This is a genomic window from Streptomyces sp. NPDC085596 (assembly GCF_044541565.1).
Taxonomy (GTDB): domain Bacteria; phylum Actinomycetota; class Actinomycetes; order Streptomycetales; family Streptomycetaceae; genus Streptomyces.
The window spans coordinates 488,056-510,941 of record NZ_JBITTC010000002.1; the positions used below are offsets into that span (position 1 = coordinate 488,056).

At 72.3% G+C, this 22,886-nt stretch carries 22 protein-coding genes; 9 read left to right on the forward strand and 13 right to left on the reverse strand.

Translation table 11 applies throughout. The annotated features are described in order from the left end of the window. Positions 1 to 110 precede the first annotated feature (110 nt). Positions 111 to 758 carry a TetR/AcrR family transcriptional regulator gene (locus ACIGA3_RS07860; RefSeq protein ID WP_399711595.1) on the forward strand — a complete coding sequence of 216 codons (648 nt, stop codon included), beginning with the start codon at positions 111 to 113 and terminating at the stop codon, positions 756 to 758. A gap of 33 nt (positions 759 to 791) precedes the next feature. Here the strand turns inward: ACIGA3_RS07860 and alc are convergent, their stop codons facing one another. Next, positions 792 to 1,931, reverse strand: a complete 1,140-nt coding sequence (gene alc, locus ACIGA3_RS07865; protein WP_399712492.1) for an allantoicase — start codon at positions 1,929 to 1,931, stop codon at positions 792 to 794. 35 nt (positions 1,932 to 1,966) lie between these two features. Further along, positions 1,967 to 3,289, reverse strand: coding sequence for an allantoinase AllB (gene allB / locus ACIGA3_RS07870; RefSeq protein WP_399711597.1), 1,323 nt, complete (start codon positions 3,287 to 3,289; stop codon positions 1,967 to 1,969). A 216-nt stretch (positions 3,290 to 3,505) separates the two neighbouring features. Between allB and ACIGA3_RS07875 the strand changes: the two genes are divergently transcribed. Together ACIGA3_RS07875 and aceB are read left to right on the forward strand one after the other, a co-directional pair. Further along, complete coding sequence (locus tag ACIGA3_RS07875; protein ID WP_399711599.1) at positions 3,506 to 4,132, forward strand: NTP transferase domain-containing protein; 627 nt, start codon at positions 3,506 to 3,508, stop codon at positions 4,130 to 4,132. A 65-nt stretch (positions 4,133 to 4,197) separates the two neighbouring features. Next, entirely contained in the window at positions 4,198 to 5,820 is a 1,623-nt protein-coding gene (gene aceB, locus ACIGA3_RS07880) for a malate synthase A (protein ID WP_399711601.1), read from the forward strand. A 6-nt stretch (positions 5,821 to 5,826) separates the two neighbouring features. Here the strand turns inward: aceB and ACIGA3_RS07885 are convergent, their stop codons facing one another. Continuing rightward, positions 5,827 to 6,114: a SelT/SelW/SelH family protein gene (locus ACIGA3_RS07885; RefSeq protein WP_399711603.1), complete on the reverse strand. Its 288-nt coding sequence runs from the start codon at positions 6,112 to 6,114 to the stop codon at positions 5,827 to 5,829. Positions 6,115 to 6,124: 10 nt separating this feature from the next. Beyond that, positions 6,125 to 7,039, reverse strand: coding sequence for a HipA family kinase (locus ACIGA3_RS07890; RefSeq protein ID WP_399711605.1), 915 nt, complete (start codon positions 7,037 to 7,039; stop codon positions 6,125 to 6,127). A 110-nt stretch (positions 7,040 to 7,149) separates the two neighbouring features. Here ACIGA3_RS07890 and ACIGA3_RS07895 point away from each other — a divergent pair, with 110 nt between their 5' ends. Then, on the forward strand, positions 7,150 to 8,448 hold the full coding sequence (locus ACIGA3_RS07895; RefSeq protein ID WP_399711607.1) for a phospholipase D-like domain-containing protein: 1,299 nt from the start codon (positions 7,150 to 7,152) through the stop codon (positions 8,446 to 8,448). A gap of 11 nt (positions 8,449 to 8,459) precedes the next feature. Here ACIGA3_RS07895 and ACIGA3_RS07900 read toward each other — a convergent pair whose 3' ends face one another. Beyond that, positions 8,460 to 9,971 carry an IucA/IucC family protein gene (locus ACIGA3_RS07900; RefSeq protein ID WP_399711609.1) on the reverse strand — a complete coding sequence of 504 codons (1,512 nt, stop codon included), beginning with the start codon at positions 9,969 to 9,971 and terminating at the stop codon, positions 8,460 to 8,462. Positions 9,972 to 10,076: 105 nt separating this feature from the next. On the opposite strand from ACIGA3_RS07900, the gene ACIGA3_RS07905 reads away from it, so the two are divergent. The 3 genes from ACIGA3_RS07905 to ACIGA3_RS07915 are packed head-to-tail and all read left to right on the forward strand — an operon-like array spanning position 10,077 to position 13,669. Further along, positions 10,077 to 11,594: an IucA/IucC family protein gene (locus tag ACIGA3_RS07905; protein WP_399711611.1), complete on the forward strand. Its 1,518-nt coding sequence runs from the start codon at positions 10,077 to 10,079 to the stop codon at positions 11,592 to 11,594. Positions 11,595 to 11,603: 9 nt separating this feature from the next. Then, positions 11,604 to 12,869 carry a VWA domain-containing protein gene (locus ACIGA3_RS07910; RefSeq protein WP_399711613.1) on the forward strand — a complete coding sequence of 422 codons (1,266 nt, stop codon included), beginning with the start codon at positions 11,604 to 11,606 and terminating at the stop codon, positions 12,867 to 12,869. Next, the gene (locus ACIGA3_RS07915; protein ID WP_399711615.1) at positions 12,869 to 13,669 is read left to right on the forward strand and encodes a hypothetical protein; all 801 of its coding nucleotides are present in this window, start codon (positions 12,869 to 12,871) and stop codon (positions 13,667 to 13,669) included. Before ACIGA3_RS07910 ends, ACIGA3_RS07915 begins: the two co-directional genes overlap by 1 nt. A 41-nt stretch (positions 13,670 to 13,710) precedes the next feature. On the opposite strand, the gene ACIGA3_RS07920 is transcribed toward ACIGA3_RS07915, so the two are convergent. Then, a complete protein-coding gene (locus ACIGA3_RS07920; RefSeq protein ID WP_399711616.1) occupies positions 13,711 to 14,349 on the reverse strand; it encodes a winged helix-turn-helix transcriptional regulator in 639 nt (212 codons plus the stop codon). 87 nt (positions 14,350 to 14,436) lie between these two features. Here ACIGA3_RS07920 and ACIGA3_RS07925 point away from each other — a divergent pair, with 87 nt between their 5' ends. Next, the gene (locus ACIGA3_RS07925) at positions 14,437 to 15,645 is read left to right on the forward strand and encodes a pyridoxal phosphate-dependent aminotransferase (RefSeq protein WP_399711618.1); all 1,209 of its coding nucleotides are present in this window, start codon (positions 14,437 to 14,439) and stop codon (positions 15,643 to 15,645) included. Between the two features lie 70 nt (positions 15,646 to 15,715). After that, positions 15,716 to 16,318: a hypothetical protein gene (locus ACIGA3_RS07930; protein ID WP_399711620.1), complete on the forward strand. Its 603-nt coding sequence runs from the start codon at positions 15,716 to 15,718 to the stop codon at positions 16,316 to 16,318. Between the two features lie 8 nt (positions 16,319 to 16,326). On the opposite strand, the gene ACIGA3_RS07935 is transcribed toward ACIGA3_RS07930, so the two are convergent. The 7 genes from ACIGA3_RS07935 to ACIGA3_RS07965 all read right to left on the reverse strand — a co-directional run bounded on the left by ACIGA3_RS07935 (position 16,327) and on the right by ACIGA3_RS07965 (position 22,772). Continuing rightward, complete coding sequence (locus ACIGA3_RS07935; RefSeq protein ID WP_399711622.1) at positions 16,327 to 17,694, reverse strand: 8-oxoguanine deaminase; 1,368 nt, start codon at positions 17,692 to 17,694, stop codon at positions 16,327 to 16,329. Positions 17,695 to 17,721: 27 nt separating this feature from the next. Then, a complete protein-coding gene (gene pucL / locus ACIGA3_RS07940; RefSeq protein WP_399711624.1) occupies positions 17,722 to 18,645 on the reverse strand; it encodes a factor-independent urate hydroxylase in 924 nt (307 codons plus the stop codon). Between the two features lie 5 nt (positions 18,646 to 18,650). Continuing rightward, the gene (gene uraH, locus ACIGA3_RS07945) at positions 18,651 to 18,995 is read right to left on the reverse strand and encodes a hydroxyisourate hydrolase (RefSeq protein ID WP_399711626.1); all 345 of its coding nucleotides are present in this window, start codon (positions 18,993 to 18,995) and stop codon (positions 18,651 to 18,653) included. 13 nt (positions 18,996 to 19,008) lie between these two features. After that, positions 19,009 to 19,512, reverse strand: a complete 504-nt coding sequence (gene uraD, locus ACIGA3_RS07950; protein ID WP_399711628.1) for a 2-oxo-4-hydroxy-4-carboxy-5-ureidoimidazoline decarboxylase — start codon at positions 19,510 to 19,512, stop codon at positions 19,009 to 19,011. Positions 19,513 to 19,654: 142 nt separating this feature from the next. Then, the gene (locus ACIGA3_RS07955; RefSeq protein WP_399712494.1) at positions 19,655 to 19,966 is read right to left on the reverse strand and encodes a helix-turn-helix domain-containing protein; all 312 of its coding nucleotides are present in this window, start codon (positions 19,964 to 19,966) and stop codon (positions 19,655 to 19,657) included. A gap of 47 nt (positions 19,967 to 20,013) precedes the next feature. Continuing rightward, a complete protein-coding gene (locus ACIGA3_RS07960) occupies positions 20,014 to 20,265 on the reverse strand; it encodes a hypothetical protein (RefSeq protein ID WP_399711630.1) in 252 nt (83 codons plus the stop codon). A gap of 98 nt (positions 20,266 to 20,363) precedes the next feature. Continuing rightward, positions 20,364 to 22,772 (reverse strand): GH92 family glycosyl hydrolase, encoded by a 2,409-nt coding sequence (locus tag ACIGA3_RS07965; protein WP_399711632.1) that lies wholly within the window; start codon positions 22,770 to 22,772, stop codon positions 20,364 to 20,366. Between the last annotated feature and the right edge of the window lie 114 nt (positions 22,773 to 22,886).

Sequence of the window (22,886 nt, forward strand, 5' to 3'; positions counted from 1 at the left end):
CGAAATGAACCTGTGGGTTCAATTTACCAACCTCGCGAGTATAGAAACAGCCGAGTTCGGAAGACTGCACCGACGGGTACGGTCCGGCCGTCGGCGGCTACCCTGAACCCATGGCATCAGCAGCGGCGACGGCAGCCCGGACAGCCCCACGCGGCCGCATCGACAAGCGGCAGGCGATCCTCGACGCGGCCTTCGACGTCTTCTCGGAGCACGGCTACGCGAACGCGCTGGTGCAGGAGATCGCCGAGCGGGCGAAGGTCGCCAAGCCGACGGTCTACAACCACTTCACGGACAAGGAGACCCTGTTCCGGGAGACCCTCACGGCCGCGGCCCAGGCGGTGATGGACCGCAACATCGCGGTGCTCGACCGGATGCGCTCCCCGGGCGACGACCTGCGCGCGACTCTGAACGACGTCGCGTATCAACTGGTGCGTTCCTGTTGCGACGTCCGCTCCCGCTCCCTGCGCCGGCTGACCTACGCGCAGGTGACCCGCTTCCCCGACCTGATCGAGGTCGTCCAGGACCGCACCTCGGTGCGCATCGCCGAGGCCATGGCGGACCGGCTCGCCCGGCTCACTCTCTCCGGACACCTGCGGCCCTGCGAACCCGCCGTCGCGGCCGAGCAGTTGCTCGCTCTGATCACCGGCCCGCTGGAGACACGCTCCCGTCTTGGCACCCGCAAGCCGGCCACGGCCGAGATGCGCGAACTGGCCGAGGCCGCCGTCGACACGTTTGTGCGCGCCTACGCGGCGGACTGACGTTCCCGGAGGCCGGCTCCCCGGCCGGCCTGCTCAGCCGCCCAACTCCCGTAGGTGCGCGGACAGCCGGGACACGCCGGTGGCCGTGAGCGAGCCGAACAGACGCAGGCGGGAGATGCCGCCGTCCGGGTAGACGTCCACGCGCGCGTGGGTGCCGATGGCGGGTGCCGGGAGGACGAAGCGGTGGTTGGTGTCGGGCTGGAGCCGGGTGCGCGGCAGGATCTCGGTCCACTCGCCGCTCTCGCCGTCCCGCACCGACACCGACGCCCAGCCCGCGCTGTTCCCCTTCAGATACGCCGTGTCGATCTCGACGGCCCGGATGCTCGCCTGCCCGGTCAGCCGGTACGTGATCCAGTCGTGGCCCCGGTCGCGGCGGCGCCGGGTCTCCCAGCCGTCGTCCATCCGCTGGGAGCGGCCCGGCCGGATGGTGTTGGCGGCCGGGGAGTAGAAGCGGTCGGACGCGTCCTCGGCCCGGCCGCCGTTCTCCAGCGCGGCCACGTCGAAGGTGCCCAGCGCCGCCAGCCACTCCGGGTCCGGGACGATCTCGCCGTGCACGCGCAGGCGGGCGACGCCGCCGTCCGGGTGCTGGTTCAGCCGGAGGTGGGTGAAGCGCTGGTGCGCGGAGACGGTGAAGCCGTTCGCCGCGTGGCCGCCGACCGGGGTACGCGGGACGAGCGTCGTCCATTTCACGCCGTCGCCGAGCAGCTCCTCGGGGGACGGGGTGCCGGGGACCGAGGTGGCCTCGACGGAGACGGCCTGCGGATGGTTGCCCCGGAAGTGCGCGGTGTCCACGACGATCCCCCGGATCACACCGGGCGTGCCGAGCCGGATCAGCGCCCAGTCGTGGTCGTCGGCACGCGGCCAGGGCTCCTCGGCGCTCGCACCGCGCCGGCGGCGGGTCTCCCAGCCGTCCATGATCTTGCCCTTGTGGCCGAAGCGGCCGGGCTCGAACTCGGCGCGCCCGGGCAGCAGCAGGTTCTCCCGCTGGGCGAAGAACTCGTCGTTGGCGGCGATCACCCCGGCCCCGAGGCGTCGGTCGGCGAGATCGGGGTGGTGGGTGAAGGGGAAGTCCGCGGTGCGGTAGTCCGCGTAGGGGTCGCCGCCGCCGTAGGGAGCCGCGTCGCCGGTGAAGCGGGGCGGGGTGGGGGGTTGCTGCGCCGTCACGGTGATCAGGGTCCTTTCGGCAGGGTGCGACTCGCTGGGCGGGCTCAGCCGGTACGGGTGAGCAGGCGGCCCTTCGGCTCGGTGAACTCACCTTCGCTGTATACCTGTTGACCACGCAGCCAGGTGGACTTCACCACGCCGTGGAGGGTCTTCCCGGCGTACGCGGTGACCGGGTTGCGGTGCTGGAGGCGGGCCGGGTCGACGGTGAAGGTGTCCTCCGGGGCGAGGACGGCGAAGTCGGCGTCCCGGCCGGGTGCGATGGCGCCCTTGCGGTCGAGGCCGGCGAGCGCGGCGGTCCGGGCGGACATCCAGCGCACCACGTCCGTCAGTTCGTGTCCGCGTGTCCGCGCCTCGGTCCAGATCGCCGGGAGACTCAGCTGGAGGCCGGAGATGCCGCCCCAGGCCGTGGCGAAGTCCGGCGTCTTGAGGTCGGCGGTGGAGGGCGAGTGGTCGGTGACGACGCAGTCGATGGTGCCGTCCGCGAGCGCCTGCCAGAGCAGGTCCCGGTTGGCGGCCTCACGGATGGGCGGGCAGCACTTGAACTCGCTCGCGCCGTCCGGGACTTCCTCGGCGCTCAGGGTGAGGTAGTGCGGGCAGGTCTCCACGGTGACCCTGACACCGTCCGCGCGGGCGGCTGCGATCAGCGGGAGCGCGGCGGCGGAGGACAGATGGAGCACGTGCACGCGGGCGTGCAATGGCCGTGCCAGGTGCAGCAGTTGGGCGATCGCGTCGGTCTCGGCAGCGTGCGGGCGGGAGGCGAGGAAGCCTGCGTACGCCGGTCCGGCGGGGGCGTCCGAGAGGCGGGACGGGTCCTCGGCGTGCACGATCAGCAGCCCCCCGAATCCGGCGATCTCGCCCAGCGAGCGCGCCAGTTGGGCACTGTCCAGGTGCGGGAACTCGTCCACACCGGACGGCGAGAGGAACGCCTTGAAGCCGAACACCCCGGCCTCGTGCAGCGGGCGCAGATCCTTGACGTTGCCGGGCAGCGCGCCGCCCCAGAAGCCGACGTCGACATGGGTCCGGCCCTGTGCCGCCTCCCGCTTCACCCCCAGGTGGTCGACCGTGGTGGTCGGCGGCAGGGAGTTCAGCGGCATGTCGACGAGCGTGGTGATACCGCCGGCCGCCGCCGCGCGGGTCGCGGTCCAGAAGCCCTCCCACTCGGCGCGGCCGGGGTCGTTGACATGCACGTGCGTGTCGACCAGGCCGGGCAGCAGGGCGTCGTCGCCCAGGTCGACGGCCGGAACCCCCACCTCGTACGGCAGCACGGCCTCGATCGTCCCGTCCACGACGGTGACCGTGGCGGGCCGCACCCCCTCCGGGGTGATGACCCGCGTGGAACGCAACGCCAGCTCGATGTCGTCGGACACCCGAACCCCTCTCCGCCGTTCACGCCCAGGAAACGGTATTAACACCCACGTAACGGACTTCAACGTTCTGTTGAAGGAGTCTCGCCGGACGCTCGGGCACGAGTCAAGGGTGCCAGTCGCTGAGGCCGCGCGGCCTGAGCGGGCGAGGGAGTGTCACGGGGATCGGCCGCAGGTGTTGCCGCACCTCACACGGGCTCGTCCCGGCATGCTGGTCTCATGACACCCGGCCAAGCCCCCCGCCACCCCCAAGTCGCCGGGCTCCTGCTCGCCGCCGGAGGCGGGCGGAGGCTCGGTGGGCGACCCAAGGCGCTGCTGCGGCACGACGGGACCCTGCTGGTCGAGCGGGCGGCCCGCGCCCTGTGGGAGGCCGGGTGTGCCCGCGTGCACGTGGTGCTCGGAGCGGGGGCCGAAGAGGTGCGCGCACAAGCCGAGTTGAGCGGATGCGTGCTCGTGGACAACCCCGACTGGGCCGAAGGGATGGGCTCCTCCCTGCGCGCCGGGCTTCGCTCCCTCGCGGGTACGGATGCGCGCGGCGCTCTGGTGAGCCTGGTCGATCAGCCCGGCATCGGCCCCGAGGCGCACGCCCGGGTGCTGGCCGCGTTCTCCGACGAGACCTCCCTCGTGTCGGCCGCTTACGACGGCAAGCGCGGCCATCCGGTGCTGCTCGGCGCCGCTCACTGGCCCAAAGTGGCCGCGACCGCAGAGGGCGACCGGGGTGCCCGCGACTATCTGCGGCAGCACTCCGCCGAGATCCGGCTCGTGGAGTGCGGGGACGTGGCCGAGCCGTACGACATCGACACCGGGGCCGACCTCGGCAGGCTGCGCCCCGGCGGGGCCCATTGAGGTTCGGCGATCAGGAAATTACGCTGCCCAGTCCGACCAGCCCGCCACGGAGGAAGTGACCGCTCATGTCCGCACCCGCGTCCCCGCCGGTCGTCGTCGACGCCGAGCCGCTCCCCCGGCAGGAGGAGGTCCTCACCGGCCCGGCGCTGGACTTCCTCGCGGAGCTGCACCGGCGGTTCACCCCGCGCCGGAACGAACTCCTGGCCCGCCGCGCCGAGCGCCGCGCGGAGATCGCCCGCACCGGCACGCTGGACTTCCTCCCCGAGACGGCTGATGTACGGGCCGACGACTCCTGGCGGGTGGCCCCGGCGCCGCCCGCGCTGGAGGACCGCCGGGTGGAGATCACCGGACCGGCCGACCGCAAGATGACGGTCAACGCGCTCAACTCCGGTGCCCGGGTGTGGCTCGCCGACTTCGAGGACGCCTCCTCCCCCACCTGGGAGAACGTGATCCTCGGCCAGCTGAACCTGACCGACGCCTACGCCGGCCGTGTCGACTTCACCGACGCCCGCAGCGGCAAGTCGTACGCGCTGCGCCCGCAGGAGGAGCTGGCGACGGTCGTGATGCGTCCGCGCGGCTGGCATCTGGACGAGCGGCATCTCGTGGGCCCCGACGGGACACCGATTCCGGGCGCCCTGGTCGACTTCGGCCTGTACTTCTTCCACAACGCCGCCCGCCTGCTGGAGCTGGGCAAGGGCCCGTACTTCTACCTGCCGAAGACCGAGTCCCACCTCGAAGCCCGCTTGTGGAACGACGTGTTCGTCTTCGCGCAGGATCAACTCGGCATCCCTCAGGGCACCGTACGGGCCACCGTACTGATCGAGACGATCACGGCCGCCTACGAGATGGAGGAGATCCTCTACGAACTCCGCGACCACGCCTCGGGGTTGAACGCGGGCCGCTGGGACTATCTGTTCTCCATCGTGAAGAACTTCCGTGACGGCGGGCCGGAGTTCGTGCTGCCGGACCGCAATCTGGTGACGATGACGGCGCCGTTCATGCGCGCGTACACCGAACTCCTCGTCCGTACCTGCCACAAGCGGGGCGCGCACGCGATCGGCGGGATGGCTGCCTTCATCCCGTCGCGCAAGGACGCCGAGGTCAACAAGGTGGCGTTCGAGAAGGTGCGGGCGGACAAGGACCGCGAGGCGGCCGACGGTTTCGACGGCTCCTGGGTGGCCCACCCGGACCTGGTGCCGATCGCCATGGAGTCCTTCGACAAGGTGCTCGGCGACCGGCCGCACCAGAAGGACCGGCTGCGCGAGGACGTCCACGTCAAGGCGGCGGACCTGATCGACATCGGCTCACTGGACGCGAAGCCGACGTACGCCGGGCTGGTCAACGCGGTGCGGGTCGGCATCCGGTACATCGAGGCGTGGCTGCGCGGGCTCGGCGCGGTGGCCATCTTCAACCTGATGGAGGACGCGGCCACCGCCGAGATCTCCCGCTCGCAGATCTGGCAGTGGATCAACGCGGGCGTCGAGTTCGAGAACGGTGAGCGCGCCACCCCCGAGCTGGCCCGTTCGCTGGCCGCGGCCGAGCTGGCGGCGGTGCGCGCGGAGATCGGCGCGGAGGCGTTCGCGGCCGGGCACTGGCAGGAGGCGCACGACCTGCTGCTGACGGTGGCGCTGGACGAGGAGTACGCCGACTTCCTCACTCTTCCGGCCTACCGGCACCTCACCGGCTGAGCGCGCTCATTCGTCGGAGTGGCCGAGTTTGTCGGAGTGGCCGAGGGACCGCTCCGGCGCGACCCGGTCGCGTACCAGGCGCTTGACCGCCGTGGGCTCGGGAAAGCCCTGCTCACGGCGGTCCCAGACGGGCTCGCCGTCCACCCGGACGACGAAGACGCCGCCGGTGCCGGGCTTGAGCGCGAGCGCCTCCAGCTCGGTCTCGAAGGTGGTGAGCAGCTCCTGCGCCAGCCAGGCCGCGCGGGGCAGCCAGCGGCACTGGGTGCAGTACTCGATCTCGACGCGGTGACTCACAAAGATCCCTTCATCCCAGGTGTACCGACCAGTCCTGTTCCGCCGGCGGGCGGCCGTGCAGGTCGGGGACCCGCTTGAGCCAGTCCGGCCGCCCCCGCTGGGACCGCTCGGCACGGGCGGCCTCCTCGGCGGCGAGTTCCGCGCGGTCGGGGAAGTCGGTGGGCAGCCACTCGGCGGAGAGCCGGGCGCGGGCCAGCAGATGGTCGACGTAGGCGGCGCGGGCCGCGTCCGGGGTGGCGAAGGCGGGGTCGTCGGCGAGCCAGGCGTCGGGCACCTCGGCGAGGATGCCGCGCAGCAGCTCCTCGGTGACCTTCGGGGCCAGCTCGGCGTCGGCGGCGCGCACGTCGGGGCCGTACTGGCCGAGGGCGTGGTGGCGGAAGTCGTACTTCCGGCCGGGGTCGGTGGTGTCCCAGCGGTGGTGGAAGACGAGGGCGGCGCCGTGGTCGATGAGCCACAGGCGCGGGGGCGCGATGCCGAAGGTGGGCCAGACCATGAGGTTGGAGCTGTGGACGGTGCGGTCCACGTTGGCGGTGAGCGCGTCCAGCCAGACGATCCGGCCCGCCTCCAGCGGGTCCACGGGGAAGTGCCGGGCGATCTCGGGGGTGAGGTCGCGGGCGCCCGGCAGATAGTCCATGCCGAGGTTGACGCCCGCGCTGGCACCGTGCAGCTCGCGCACCTCCTGGTGCGGTTCGTCGGCGGCCACGGCAGGGTCGAAGTGCACGAGGACCAGCTCGGGGAAGCGCAGGCCCAGGGCGCGGGCCAGCTCGCCGACGATCACCTCGGCGACGAGCGCCTTGCGGCCCTGCGCGGAGCCGGTGAACTTGACGACGTAGGTCCCCAGGTCGTCGGCCTCGACGACTCCGGGTACGGAGCCGCCGGAGCGCAGTGGCTCGATGTAGCGGGTTGCGGTGACCTCGGTCAGCATTCACCCAGGTTATGCGATCGCGCTGGCTCCCTCCCGACCCTGGAAATGCCCGTACCGCTCTGCCAAGATCACGACTCGTTCGATCACCGTTTATTCACAAGGGAGTTCACATGCGCGGTGGCAGAGTCGGCGGAGTGCGGCGAGCGGGTACGGTCCTGGCGGTGACGCTGCTGACCGCCGGGCTGAACGCCACGGGCGGTGTCACCCCCGCTTTCGCGGCGGGGAGCGGGCCCGTCTTCAACGTTCCCGGTCCGAACAGCAGCCAGGCGGAGAAGGAGGCGATACGCACCCAGTTCCTGAACGTCATACAGAACGCCGTACCGGGCTCCACCCTCAAGATGGCGATGTACCACCTGTGGGACCCGACCGTGGCGCAGGCCATGGCCGACGCGCACGACCGCGGGGTGAACGTCCAGGTGATCATGGACAGCACCGAGACCTCCAGCGAGGGTGACGGCACCAGCTACCCCCTGCTGGCCGCCGCCCTCGGCACGGACACCTCGGCCGCCTCCTTCGCGACGCTTTGCGGGACCAACCACGCCTGCAACTCCACGGTGAAGCCGTCGATCAACCACAACAAGTTCCTGATCTACGACGTGAACAACGGCGCCTCCTCCACCGTCATCCAGTCGTCGTCGAACCTCACGCCCTCCAACTACTCCAAGTTCTGGAACGACGCGATGGTCGTCCAGGACGACCAGGGCGTGTACCAGGCGTACACCACCTACTTCGCCAAGCTGAAGGCGAAGAACGCGGCCGACTGGGCCTATCTGACCCCCACCCCGCACAGCCCGTACACGTACTACTTCTTCCCGCGTCCGAAGGATGATCCGCGACCTGGCGACACGATCGTCAACGTGCTGGACAACGTCGGCTGCACCTACACCGAGGGCGGCACCACCAAGCACTCCACGGTGCGGGTCGGCATGTACAAGATCACCCGGCAGGCCGTCGCCGACAAGCTCAAGGCGCTGAAGAACGCCGGGTGCAACGTCGACATCGTCTACACCGAGATGGACAGCGCCGACTCCACCGGCAGCGCCGGCACCTGGGAGGCGTTGCACTACAGCGGCGGGCCGGCCGTTCGGTGCGTGAACTTCGACGACGACAACGACGAGAACAATCCGGACATCTCCAAGCCCACCCAGCGCCAGATCATCCACTCCAAGTTCCTGCTGATCGAGGGCAAGTACGGGGACGACACCGGCCGCAAGGTGATGTGGACCGGCAGCCACAACTACAGCGGGCCCGCGCTGACCAACAACGACGAGGCGCTGCTGAAGGTCGACGACCCGGCGATCTACGCGAGCTACGTGGCCCGTTACAACGCCGTACGTGGCGCCGCCAGCCCCGGCACCGCCGACAACAACCCGGCCTGCAAGGGCGTGACCGAGGCTCCGGACGCCTGACCGCGTCCCCGTTACCTGCCTTCGCCCTCGCGCAGCGGGTTCGGCAGCGGCAGGTAGCGGGCGTCCGCCCCGTCCGCGCCGGTCCAGCGCAGCAGGAGGTTGGTCTTGCCGGGGAGGGTGGGCGCGGTGAGCAGGGCCGGGATCTCCGGGAGGGGGTGGCGGGACAGCTCGGCGCGGACGGCGGGCCAGGGGGCGAAGCCGGGGTGGTGTTCGGCGAGGGCGGCGGCGATCTCGGTGAGGTGGTTGACGAGCAGGCAGTACACCAGCCGCTCCCACCCGGCCTCGCGGGTCACCTCGGGCAGCAGCTTGGCGCCCTCGGCGTCCCGGAACAGCGCCTGCACGGGGGTGCCGGAGGCGTCGACGGCGACCAGGGTGTTCTGGAGGTGCGCCTCCAGCACGACCCCGTGGTCGTCGAAGGCGCGGAGCGCGGGCGGGACGACCTGGCGGAGATACGCGGCCCACCAGGCGTCCGGATCAGGCGCGGCGGCGAGCGGGCTGCCGTCGAAGCCCTCGGCGAGCCCGGCCGCGAGCAGGGGTGTGGTGCCGGGCAGGAGGTGGCCGCGCAGGCCGTCGCGGACCAGGACGGCGAGTTCCTCGAAGGCGAAGGCGGCCGTGCGGTAGCCCCGGTCGCTCAGCCAGGCCGCGGGCGGCTCCATCGCGGCGAAGGCTTCGCGGGCCGCGGTGTCGGTGCGGCCGAGTTTCTCCAGGTCGTGGCGCCACAGCCGGCGGATGTCGTTGGTGATGCGGACGTCCAGGCTGAACTTGAGGAACAGGTCGCGGCCGGGCTCGTACACCGTGCGCACGGCCGCCGTGGGCCAGACCACGGACTCGGTCGTGCCGAGCCGGATCAGACGCCGGTCCTCGAAGGCGGGGGCGAGTTCGCGGGCGAGGAGGTCCAGCTGCCAGGGGTGGGCGGGCAGCAGCCGGTAGCCGGGCGGGGCGGTGCCGAGGGCGTCCAGGGCGCTGGTGTCGCCCTCCTCGGCGACCTGGTCCTCGCGGACGCCGAGCAGCACCAGCGGGAACCGGGCGTGCGCCTCGGGGGCGTACGGCAGCCACGCCGCGACCGGGCCGCCGCCGCGCGCCTTGGGCGCCGGGTGGTGCGGGTGGCCGGTGATCAGCGACTGCTCGGAGCGCAGATACGGGTCCTCGGGGGCGAGGGTGCGGGCGCGGGCGGCGAGCAGGGCGGCGACGGTGTCGCGGCTGTCCAGCATCTCGGCGGGCAGGTCGTCGCCCGGCAGCCCGGTGTGGCCGCGCAGTTCCTCGGCGACGAGTTTGACCAGCTCGGCGTGGGTCACCCGGCGCCACGCCCCGTCCGTGCGCACCTCGGGGTCGGCCGGGCGGCGGCCGGGGCGCACCCGCAGCAGCCGGCCGGTGCCGGGCAGCCGGTACACGGGCCGCGCACCGGCGTCCGGAACCGGCTGGGCCACCTCGCGCAGCAGGCAGTTCAGCAGCGGCGCCGAAGCGTAGGCGTCGGCGCGCCGGGCGGCGGCGTCGGTCGAGGGCTTGAGGTCCACGCGTTCCACTCGTTCTCGTCGTGCTGATCGGGCTCTTGAGGGGCCGACCGTGCTCAGTATGTCTGCCGTATCCGACAATCGTGCCCTGAGCTGCCAGTCCCCGAGGAGCCGACCGTGTACCACTCTCCCACCGCCGAGGCCGAGGTCGCCGAGGAGCTGGCCGCCGTACGGCCCGCCCTGCGCGACCGCTATACGGCCGCGCTGCCGGGAGCCCGCGGGGCGGTGCTGACCCGGCTGTGGCGGGCGCTGGCGCACGAGCCGCTGCCGTGGATCGCGGCCCGGACGGCGGGGGCGCACGGGCTGACGGTACGGACGGCGGACGGACGGGCGCTGCACGGCCCGCGTTCCGACCCGTACGCGACCGGCGACCGCGTCACCGAGGTCCGGCTGGACCGGGAGCGGTACGCGGACCCGGCGCGGCTGATAACGGACCTCGCTGTGCCCCACGCGGCCGCGTTCGCCGCCGAGTTGGCGAACAGTGTGGCCTCGCTGGCGCTGTCCCGCGCCGGGGCGGCGGAGCCGGGTGCCGGGTGGCCGGAGCGGGACTGGGAGTGGGAGCAGCGGGTGGTGGACGGGCATCCCTTCCATCCCAACTGCCGTTCCCGGCCCGGCTTCTCGGTGGCCGACCAGCTGGCGTACGGCCCGGAGCACCGGCCGGTGGTGGAGCTGGGCACGGTGGCGGTGCCGGCGGGTGAGTGCCTGGTGTCGGGTGAGTGGCCGGACGAACTGCGCTCCGGGGCCGACCTGTTGCTGCCGGTGCATCCCTGGCAGGCGGCGCATGTGCTCAAGCGGTCCTGCGCACCCTGGCGTCCGGCGCATCCGCTGATGTCGCTGCGCACGCTGGCGCTGCCCGGCGGACCGCATGTGAAGACCGCGCTGAGCGCCCGGCTCACCTCCTCGGTGCGGGACATCTCCGCGTACTCGGTTCAGGCGTCGGCCGCGCTGTCCGTGCTCGCGGCGGAGCTGGTCGGGCGCATGGACGGGCTGCTGGACATCACGCACACGCTGGGCGCGGCCACGGCCCACTCGCCGGATCTTGCGGTGCTGCTGCGCGAGTCGCCCGAGGCGTACGCGGGTCCGGGTGAGCGGGTGCTGCCGGTGGCCGCGCTGGCCACCACCGCGCTGCCCCGGTCCCCGGGCTGGCTGGCCGCGTTCACCCGGCTCGCGCTCACGGCGGGTCTGCGGCTGCTGGACCTGGGCGTCGCGCTGGAGGCGCACGGCCAGAACCTCCTGGTGGTGCTCGCGCCGGACGACACCCCGCTGCGACTCATCTACCGCGATCTGGCCGACATCCGTATCAGCCCCGGCCGACTGGCCCGGAACGGCGTATCCATACCGGAGTTGACGGGACGTCTCGTCACGGACGATGAAGTCGCCCTGCGCCGCAAGCTGTTCGGCTCGCTGGTCGGGGGTGCGCTCGCCGCGACGGCGGGTTCCGGCCCGGCGCTGGGTGCCGCGCTGCGGGCCGCGCTGCCGGATCTGCCCCGTACGCCCGACCTGACGGCGCTGTGTGAAAATCCGCTGCCCGTCAAGGCGTTGACCCTGATGAGGCTGTCTCCGGAGACCCCGGGCGACCTGTGGACGGCACTCCCCAGCCCCTTCGTTTTGGAGCCCGACACGTACGATCAATAAGATCCGCCGATGATCAGAAGACAACGGCTGGCGGCGGGCGTCTGCGCCCTGCTCGCCGCCCTGGCGGCCGGGATCGCGTATCCCGGCGGGGCCGCAGCGGACGAGACCGAGCCGCAGCCCGCTCCGAAGGTCGAACTCGTCCTGGATGTCAGCGGTTCCATGCGGGCACGCGACATCGACGGCGGCTCCCGGATGGCGGCGGCCAAGCAGGCGTTCAACGAGGTGCTCGACGCGACACCCGAGGAGGTGGAGCTGGGCATCCGCACCCTGGGCGCCAACTACCGCGGCAACGACCGCAGAACGGGCTGCAAGGACACCGAACAGCTCTACCCGGTCGGTCCGCTGGACCGCACCGAGGCGAAGACCGCGGTGGCCACGCTGACGCCGACCGGCTGGACGCCCATCGGCCCGGCGCTGCTGAAGGCGGCCGACGACTTCGGGAACGGTGACGGCACCCGCCGGATCGTCCTGATCAGCGACGGCGAGGACACCTGCCAGCCCCTCGACCCGTGCGAGGTGGCCCGCGAGATAGCCGCCAAGGGCATCGGCCTGACCATCGACACCCTGGGCCTGGTGCCGGACGCCAAGACCCGCGACCAGCTCAGCTGCATCGCGGACGCGACCGGCGGCACGTACACCTCCGTCCAGCACAAGGAAGAACTGACGGACCGTGTCGGCCAGTTGGTCGAGCGGGCCGCCGACCCGGTGGTGACCCCGGTGGCCACCGAGGGCGCCGACGCGTGTGCCGGGGCCCCCGTGCTCAAGTCCGGTCTGTACACGGACCGCGAGGAGTTCGGCAAGCAGCGCTGGTACAAGGTGGACGTCCAGCCCGGCCAGGAGCTGCGCGCCTCGGTGAGCGTCGCCGACGACCGCGCCACGGACCCCAACTACGGTGTTCTCCTGCGGGCGGTGACCCAGCAGGGCCGCGAGATCGTACGCGGCGAGGGCGCGGGCACCGGCCGTACCGACGCGATCTCCACCGGCCTGCGCTACCCGAAGCCCGAGGCCGACGACGACACCGCGACCCCGGAGACGGTCTGTCTCCAGGTGACCAACTCCTTCTCGGCCGCCCCCGGTGTGAAGACCACGCCGGGTATGCCGCTGGAGCTGACGGTCGACGTGGTGGACGGGCCCTCCGCCGCCGGTGACGTGGCTTCCTTCGGCCTCGGCCGTGGCTGGTGGCTGCTGGGCGCACTGGTACTGACCGGCTTCGTGGCGGGTCTGCTGTGGGGCTGGCTGTCACGCTGGCGGGTCGCGGTCTGGAGGACGAACTGATGCGTGCGATACGTGTGCTGAGCGCGGCCCTGCTGACGCTGGGCCTGGCCGCCGCACCTGCCGCGGCCGACTCCTCCCCCTCCCCGAGCGCGTCGTCGGACAGCAAGGCCCCCACCCAGGCGGGCACTTCTTTCCGCACGGCGGCCGAGATGGAGCAGGGCCAGACGGCCACCGCCTCCGCGTCCACCGGTGACTACCTGTACTGGTCGTTCCCGGCCGACACCGGTCAGCGCCCCACCGTCAAGGCGACGGTGAAGCTGCCGGGTTCGCACGCCGCGCAGACCTGGCAGCTCGATGTCTACGACGGCCTCCGGCGCCACCAGTCCTGCCAGTACGGCGCGGCCACCCGCACCGCCGAGCAGGGCACGGCCTCGGTCGAACTGGCCTGTGTGCTGCGCACGGTGCGCGCCTGGTCCGAGCCGTGGGCGAACGACCCACTGCCGGGCACGTACTACGCGCGGCTGACGGTGCTGAACCTCGGCTCCGCCGACCTCGGTCTGCCGGTGCGGGCCGAAGTGCGCGTGGACTCCGAGAACATCGGCGGCGCGGCGGCGGTGGACGGCTCGCTGGGCAAGCCGCTCGTCCCCGGCATCGCGGTCACGTCCGAGGCGGAGAAGGACGGTTCGAAGTCGGCCGTGCTCTCCGCGATCGAGCCGGACGACGGCTGGTCGTCGCACTGGTGGTCCAGCCGCTGGGTGTGGACCGCCATCGGCGGTGTCCTGGCCGCCCTGGCGGGCATCGGCGGCTACGCGCTGACCCGGGGCCGGGGCCGTCCGACGTACGTCCCACCGGGCGCCTGACCCGGACGAAGGCCCGCCGATCCGGCGGGCCTTCGTCGTCATCAGTCCTCCCGCAGCGCCTTGGCGAGAGCGCCGTCACCCGTCACGGTGACCCGTCCCGCCCGGACCGCGTCCGTGATCGCGGACTCACCACGGCACACCTCCTTGCAGGTCGCCGCGTCCATCACCAGCCGGGCGTCCACCGCCGCCGGCGCCGGACCGTGCCCGTACACCGGCCCCTCCTCCGCGCCGACGTACAGATGGAACTCGCCCTCGTCCAGGGCGACTTCGACCACTCCGGCACCCACCTCCGCCCCGCTCAGCGCGGCCAGCAAAGGCAGCGCGGACCAGTGGGCGCGTACCGCGTCGGTCGGCCGCAGTTCAGCGAGTTCGAGGCTCCCCCACTCCCCCAGGGCGTGCAGCACAGGCAGCAATTCACGTCCGCGCCGGGTGAGTTCGTACACGTAGGCGGCGCCCGGCGGGGGCAGCTTCCGCCGCCCGGTGAGTCCGTCGCGCTCCATGTCCTTGAGCCGGGAGGCGAGTACGTCCGTGCTCACGCCGGGCAGATCCGCGTGCAGGTCGGTGTAGCGGCGGGGCCCGGCCAGCAGCTCCCGGACGATCAGCAGGGTCCAGCGGTCCCCGACGAGGTCGAGGGCGCGGGCCGCGGAGCAGTACTGGTCGTAGCGTCGGCGAGGTGGCATGCGACGCAGTCTAGACATGTTGTTGGACTTTCCAAGCTCTCACTTGGTAAAACCAAGTACCACCAGTTACCGGAGGGGTTGCGGCGCATGGAGTTCCGGCAGTCGAACAAGCTCAGCGAGGTCTGCTACGAGATCCGCGGCCCGGTGATCGAGCACGCGGACGCGCTGGAGGAGGCGGGCCACAGCGTGCTGCGCCTGAACACCGGCAACCCGGCGCTCTTCGGTTTCGAGGCGCCGGAGGAGATCACCCAGGACATGATCCGGATGCTCCCCCGCGCCCACGGCTACACCGACTCGCGCGGTGTCCTCTCGGCCCGCCGGGCGGTGGCCCAGCGCTACCAGGCCCTCGGTCTGGAGGTGGACGTCGACGACGTGTTCCTGGGCAACGGCGTCTCCGAGCTGGTGTCCATGGCCGTACAGGCGCTGGTGGAGGACGGCGACGAGGTCCTCATCCCGGCCCCGGACTTCCCGCTGTGGACGGCGGTGACGACGCTGGCCGGCGGCAAGGCCGTGCACTACCTGTGCGACGAGCAGGCCGACTGGACGCCCGACCTGGCCGACATGGCGTCGAAGATCACCGACCGCACCAAGGCCGTGGTCATCATCAACCCGAACAACCCGACCGGCGCGGTGTATCCGAAGGAGGTCGTCGAGGGCATCCTCGATCTGGCCCGCCGCCACGGCCTGATGGTGTTCGCGGACGAGATCTACGACCAGATCCTCTACGACGGCGCGGTCCATCACTCGGCCGCCGCGCTCGCCCCCGACCTGGTGGTCCTGACCTTCTGCGGCCTCTCCAAGACCTACCGGGTGGCGGGCTTCCGCTCCGGCTGGCTGGTGGTCACCGGCCCCAAGCAGCACGCGAAGAGCTATCTGGAGGGCCTGACCATGCTGGCCTCCATGCGCCTGTGCCCCAACGCGCCCGCCCAGTACGCCATCCAGGCCGCGCTCGGGGGCCGCCAGTCCATCCACGAACTCACCGCGCCGGGCGGCCGGCTGTACGAGCAGCGGAACGTGGCCTGGGAGAAGCTGAACGAGATCCCCGGCGTGTCCTGCGTCCGGCCCAAGGGCGCGCTGTACGCCTTCCCGCGCCTCGATCCCAAGGTGCACAAGATCCACGACGACGAGAAGTTCGTCCTCGACCTCCTGCTCCGCGAGAAGATCCAGGTCGTCCAGGGCACCGGCTTCAACTGGCCCACCCCCGACCACTTCCGCATCCTCACCCTCCCCTACGCGGACGACCTCGAGGCGGCGATCGGCCGGATCGGGCGGTTCCTGAGCGGGTACCGGCAGTAGTTCCGCAGGGGGCTGTCAGTGCCCGGCCGTACGCTTCGAGGACCAGCAGCGGACCGGAGGGAGCAGCGCGATGGCACGACCGCCCACCGCCGCCCAGCAGCGTGTCATCGAGGGCGCCGATCCCGACACCGGGCGGCTGCGGGGCACGGACGCCCAGCTCGCCGCCCTGGTCCGCCTCGGCCTCGCCTTCCGGCACCCCCGCCCGCCCCACGACCACTTCCTGACCCCGGCCGGCCACCGCCTCCGCGAGACCGAACCGGAACCCGCCGCCCCCGAACCCGCCGGTGTCTTCGCCACGCGGGTCGGCGGCGCGGAGGAGATACCGCCCGGCCCCTCCCGGGCGCGCGAGGTGCGCGACGCCTGGCAGGGCCTCCTGGAGCTGCGCCGCATGACCAACCAGGACAGCGCCACCGACCGTCCGTGCGCCTGGGAGCGCACCCATCTGGTCCGGGCCGCCGCCCTCGCCCTGGAGGCGGCCGGCCACCAGCCGGAGAGCGCGGACACGCCGGGATACCGCGTCCGCGCGACCCCGCAGCCGGAGGCGGTCGCGGTGTACGGCCCGGCGCTCCAGCCGTACGCGGCCACGCTGGAGGCGGCGGGCTGGCAGTGCGGCGAGTACACCGAGGCCCGCACCCGAACCCGCCACCTCCTGGCGTCCCCGCGCCGGGTGTGAGACCCCGGTCAGCTCCGCGCGAGCCGCTGCGCCTGCTCGCGGGTGGTGCGGGCGATCGCGTCCTCGTCCACGTGCAGCAGTCCCCCGTCCGCCACGATCTGCCGCCCACCCACAAAGGAGGCCGTGACCGGGGCAGGCGCCCCGAGGACCAGCGCCGCCACCGGGTCCGCGATGGAGGCGTGGGCCAGGGTGTCCATGCGCCACAGGACCAGGTCGGCGAGCTTGCCGGGCTCCAGGGAGCCGATCTCCTGTGCTCGGCCCAGGACTTGGGCGCCGCCGTAGGTACCGAGGCGGAGGGCCTGGCGGGTGGTCAACGCGGACTCCCGGTGCGGGCCGAGGCGGGCCACGAGGAGGGCGTTGCGCAGCTCGGTGTGGAGTTCGCCGGACTCGTTCGAGGCCGTGCCGTCCACGCCCAGGCCGACCGGCACGCCCGCCTTCAGCAGGTCCGGTACCCGCGCGATCCCGGCGGCCAGCCGGGCGTTGGAGGAGGGGCAGTGGGCGACGCCGGTGCCGGTGCGGGCGAAGGCGGCGATGTCGGAGTCGTTCATGTGGACGCAGTGCGCCATCCACACGTCCTCGCCGAGCCAGCCGGTGGACTCGAAGTACTCGGTCGGGCCCATGCCGAACAGCTCGTGGCAGAACTTCTCCTCCTCCACCGTCTCCGAGCCGTGGGTGTGCAGCCGCCCCCCCAGCCTGCGCGCCAACTCCGCTCCCTGCCGCATCAGTTCGGTGGAGACGGAGAAGGGCGAGCAGGGCGCGACCGCGACCTGGGTCAGCGCGCCGAAGGAGGGGTCGTGGTGTTCGCGGACGGTGGCCTCGGTGGCGGCCAGCGCGTCGTCCAGGCTCTCCACCGCGAAGTCCGGCGGCAGTCCGCCGTCCGACTCGCCCCGGTCCATCGAGCCGCGGGCCAGGGTGAAGCGGACGCCGGTGTCGCGGGCGGCGCGCACGATGGCGCCGGACAGGTCGCCGGTGCCGCGCGGGTAGACGTAGTGGTGGTCCATCGCGGTGGTGACGCCGCCTCGGGCCATCATCGCCAGCGAGCCCCGCGCGCCCGCGGACACCATGTCCTCGTCGATGCGCGCCCACGTCGGGTAGAGGGCCACCAGCCAGTCGAAGAGGTTGTGGTCGGTGGCCAGGCCCCTGGTGAGCCACTGGTAGAAGTGGTGGTGGGTGTTGACCAGGCCGGGGGTGGCCAGGTGCCCGATGGCGTCGATACGGCGGGTGACGCCGGTGAGCCCCTCGGGGGCCGGGCCCGCGCCGACCGTCTCGATCCGGTCGTCCGCGATGACGAGGTGTCCCGTGGCGTACTCGGTGTCGTCGGCGTCCACGGTGGCGATCGCGCAGTTCTCGATGACGATGCGCTCGGCTGCTGCCACGGTTCGTCCTTCGCTCTCGAAGAGTTCTCAGAGGTTGGTGAGGTCCACCGGAATCGCCGCCTCGCGGCCCTCGCGGAGGACGGTCGCCTCGATCAGGCCGTAGGGCCGGTCGGCGGCGAGGTACACCTCGTTGTCGTTGGTCAGCCCGAAGGGCGTGAGGTCGGCCAGGAAGTGGTGCTTGTTCGGCAGGGAGAGCCGGATCTCGTCGACCTCCCCGCGCTCCCCCACCACCCGCGCGCCCATTTCGTACAGGGTCTGCTGGAGGGAGTACGAGTACGTCCCGGCGAAGGCTTCCAGCAGGTGGCGCCGGGTCTCGGTGTAGGAGGCGTCCCAGTCGGGGGCGTCGCCCTCGCCGGTCCAGCCGTACCGCCAGCGGGCGCTGACCTCGGTGGCCAGGACGCGGTCGTACGCCTCGGGCAGGGTGGTGTACTCGTCCTTGGCGTAGCCCCAGAACTCGGAGTCGGTGGAGTTCAGCACCACCAGGTCCTTGAGGCCGGAGACGACCTGCCAGGACGTGCCGTCGTAGGAGACCTGGGTGAGCCGGACCTCCTGGCCCTTGCGCACGAAGGAGTGCCCGCCGTCGGCCGCGTCGGGCAGCGCGATCCGCTCCCAGGCGTACTCCTCGATCCGGATGCGGGCCGTCCGGATCGCCTCCTGGGAGGTCACGAAGTGCCGGGCGAGATGGATGCCGAACTGCTCGGCGGACTCGATGCCGTGCTCCTTGGCGAACGCGTACACCGTGTTCTTGGTGGTGTCGGTCGGCAGCACATGGGCGTTGGAGCCGGAGTAGTGGACGTCGTCCATGTCGCCGCCGAGGGTGACGGAGACGTTGAGGTCCTTGATGTGGTGGGTGGCGCCGTCGCGCGTGATCCTGACGACCCGGTTCTCGGCCTTGCCGTACTGGTTCTGCGCCAGGACCGCGGGCCCGGCCGGGCGGGACGTTTCTGCCATGAAAGCTAGCTCCCTCGGTATACGGAGTAGCCGAACGGGCTGAGCAGCAGCGGGACGTGGTAGTGCTCCCCGGCCCGGACGGCGAAGGTGACGGTCACCTCCGGGAAGAACCCGCCGCCGTTCCCGCTCAGGTACGGCTCCACGGCGAAGTCGAGCCGTACCTGGGCGGTCCCCTCGGGCGGGGCCGGCAGGTCCCGGCAGCGGCCGTCGGTGTCGGTGGCTCCCTCGCCGAGGGGCTGCCAGTCGGCGCCCGGCCCCGTGCGGGCCGAGAGGCGGACGGTGACGCCCTGGGCGGGGCGGCCGAGGGCGGTGTCCAGGATGTGCGTGGACACGGAGGCGGTGGTGGTCATGGGTCAGGCGTCCTCAAGCAGCGAGTCGGGCCAGGCGGATGCGGTTGATCCTGCCCAGTTCGGCGCGGGCGGTCTCCCGTTCCCGCTCCGGCGTGTTGCCGAGCCGCTCCTTCAGGGCGTCGCGCATCTGCTCGCCGTTCAGGCCGGTGGCGCAGATCAGGAAGACATGGCCGAAGCGGTCCTGGTAGGCGAGGTTCAGTTCGAGCATCTCCGCGCGCAGGGCGTCGGAGGCGTCCGCCATGCCGCGCTGCTCGCGCGTGGAGGCGGGGTCACCGGGCTTCGGCCGGCCGATCGGCGGGTGCCCCGCCATCGCCTCGGCCAGGTCGTCGGCGCCGAGTCCGGCCAGGGCCGCGTCGGCGGCGAGGTAGAGGTCATCGGGTGTCGCGTACGGGCGGGCGACGAGGAGCAGTCGGCCCCAGGCAGTGGAGGCGCACACCTCGTGCAGGACGGCGAGCGCGGCCTCGTCCCCGAGGGCGTTGAACCGGGCCAGACCCAGGGGGGTGGCGGGCGAAGTCACGGGCGCCTCCGTGGCCGCGAGGGCCGTCGTGCCGGACGGGGTGCCGTCAGCTAACGCCTCACCGCGACGGCACGTCAACACTTTGTTGAAAATTCTGGGTTACCTGCTCCGGACGGCTGCCTGGGCTCGGCGCACCTTCTCCTCAGCGGCCCTTCTCCCGGTTGAGGTAGTTGTAGATGGTGAACCGGCTGACGCCGAGCGCCCCGGCCACGGTCTCCACCCCGTGCCGCACCGCGAAGGCGCCCCGCGCCTCCAGCGTCCGTACGACCTCCTGCTTGGCCTTGCGGTCCAGCTCGGCCAGCGGCCGCCCCTCCCGGCGCTCCAGCGCGGCGAGGATGTGATCGAGGGACTCCGCGAGCTGCGGCAGCCGTACGGCGACGACGTCAACGCCCTCCCAGGCCAGCACCACGTCGTCGGGGCCCGCCTCGCCCGGCGGGAGCAACTCCCCGCCCATGGCGTCGACGAGGGGTCGCACGGCCGCGAGGAAGGGCTCCTCGGCGGTCACCTACCGCCCTCCCCGACCACGTTGACCTGGAGGGATATCCGGGTCGCCCCGGCTTCCAGGCTCCGCCGCAGCAGCGCGTCCACGGCGGTGAGCACCCCGTCCGCGCCGCCCTCGGCCATGGTGCCGAAGGGCCCGACGTCCACGGTGTCCAGCCCGGCGCCCTCGACGACCTCGCGGGCCGCCACGGCGTGCGCGGGCGGTACGTCCAGGTCGAAGGGTTCGGTGGTGAACTCCACTCGCAGTCTCAACTCTGCCCCCAGGTCTAGGTCGTACGACCTTAGTGGACGCCTTCGGGACCCGGCCGGGAGGCACCCCGCGGGAGGGGGTCCCGCGGGGCGAGCCGGCGTTACTCGGGCAGGTCCCCCGTCGCCCAGCCGGTGTCGGGTGCGGTGGTCAGGGTGAAGTCCAGGCTGCCGCCGGAGAGCGCCTGGGCCGGGGTGAGCCAGGAGCGGGTGAGCGCGTGGCCGTCACGGCGTACGGCGCCGATGTAGACGTGGGTGTCGTCGGCCTCGGGGGCGGTGATGACGAGGTCGGCCCGGCCCGGCCGGTCCACGGTCGCCTTCGGGAACACCGGGGCGCCGAGCAGCAGGGTGGCGCTGCCGGGGGTCTGCGGGTAGATGCCGAGGGCGGAGAAGACGTACCAGGCGGACATGGTGCCGAGGTCGTCGTTGCCGGGAAGGCCCGCGGGGCCGGTGCCGTAGACGGTGTCGAGGATCTGGCGCACCGTCGCCTGGGTCTTCCAGGGCTCGCCGAGCGCGTTGTACAGCCAGGGGGCGTGGATGCCGGGCTCGTTGGTGGGGTCGTAGCGCAGGGGGTCGCCGCCGCGTACGGACCAGGAGCCGTCCGGGTTGTGGAAGAAGCCGTCGAGCCGGGCCGCGGCCGCGCTCCGGCCGCCCATCGCGTCGGCGAGTCCCTGGACGTCGTGCGGCACCATCCAGGTGTAGGTGGCGCTGGTTCCCTGCGCGAACCCGAGGTCGCTCGCCGGGCTGAAGGGCGTGACCCAGGTGCCGTCGAGCTTGCGGGCCTGGATGTGGCCGGTGGCGGGGTTGAAGACGTTGCGCCAGTAGGCCGCGCGGCCGGTGAAGACCTCCGCGTCCTGGTCCTGGCCGAGCAGGCGTGCCCACTGCGCGAGGGAGAAGTCCGCGACCGCGTCCTCCAGGGTCTCCGCCGCGCCGCCCCAGCAGTGGCAGGCGTCCTGGGGTGCGTAGTGCGAGACCAAGTACTGGGCCAGACCCGGGCGTTGGCCCTCGCACTGGCCGGGGCAGCCCGCGTCGGAGAGGCCGTCCGGGGTGGGGACGGTGGCCTGGCGGACGAGGGAGGCGTAGGCGCCGCGGTAGTCGAAGTTCCGTACCCCCATGGCGTAGAAGGTGGCCAGGGTGGCGGCGGACGGGTCGCCGGTCATCACGTGGGTGGCGCCGCTGATGTGCACCCAGCGGTCCCAGACCCCGCCGTTCTGGCGGGCGAAGTTGTACAGCGACTGCGCGAAGTCGCCCGCCACGGTGGGCCGGAGCAGCGCGAGCAGCTGGATCTGCGCCCGGTACTGGTCCCAGCCGGAGAAGTTGCTGTACTGCGCCCGCTGCCCGCGCGCCAGCCGGTGCACGGCCTGGTCCATGCCCCGGTAGCGGCCGTCGGTGTCGCTGATCAGGTTGGGCTGCATCAGGGAGTGGTAGAGCGCGGTGTAGAACGCGGTACGCCGGGCCGTGCTCCCGCCCTCGGCGCGTACGGTGCTCAGCTCGCGGTCCCAGTCCCGCGCCCCCGCCTCGGCCACCTCGGCGACTCCCGCCCGGGCGGGGATCTCGTGGCGGAGGTTGGCCTCGGCGCCCGCGAGGCTGACGTAGGAGATGCCGATCCGCATGTGGACATCGTTGTCAGCCGCCGTGTCGAAGCCGACCCAGCCGCCGGAGCCGCGTCCGGCGCGGTCGGCGCCCGTGGCGTAGCCCTCGCCGCCGGAGGCCGTGGTGGAGCCCGGTGAGAGGGTGCCGTCGTGCCAGGTGCCGGTGGCGGAGAAGGCACGGTCGAAGGTGGCGCTGAAGTGCAGCCGGTAGTAGGTCTTGCGGTTGTTGGTCCCGCCGTTGGCGCGGCGGCCGCAGAACGCGCCGGTCAGCACCCAGCCGGTCACCTTGCGGTGGGCGGCGTCGATGTCGATGTGCGCGTCCTCGCTGCCGTTGAGGGAATTGGAGACGCGGAAGAGCAGGCTCGCCGGGCGGCCAGCGGGGAAGGTGAAGTCGGCGACCCCGGCCCGCTTGCTCACCGCGAGGTCGGCCAGGGCGCCGGAGGCGAGACCGAGGGTGTAGCGGCCGGGTACGGCCTTCTCGTCGGCGTGGGAGAAGTTCGCCGCGTAGACGGCGTCCTTGGTGTCGGCGGACGGTGAGGACGTGATGTCGCCGGTGAACGGCATGACCGGGATGTCGCCGGCCGCGCCGGGGTGGCAGCCCGCGCCGTTGACGTGGGTGAGGCTCAGGCCGCGTATCCGGGTGGTGTTGTACGCGTACCCGTTGGCCGCTCCCGTGCTGGTCTGGTCGCCCGCGGTACTGGTGGGCGACCAGGCGATCATGCCCTGGGGCAGGGTGGCGCCGGGGAAGGTGTTGCCGCCGTTCGCGGAGCCGATCAGCGGGTCCACCAGCGACGACAGCCGCTCCGGGCCGCTCGCCGCGAGGGCCGGGAAGGGGGCCGCCAGTGCGAGCGCGGTGGTGACGGCCGTGACGGCCGATCTGGTGCCGAGCCGTCTCGCGGCGCGTAGGAGGGCGTGGCGCATGCGCGGATTCGCCTTTCTGCGGAGGACGTCGGAGGAACATCGGAGGACATCGGGCGCCGCGAGGCTAGAAGCCCGGCCGGTGCGTGGGAAGAGGGCCGGGGGCCGCGCCCGGTG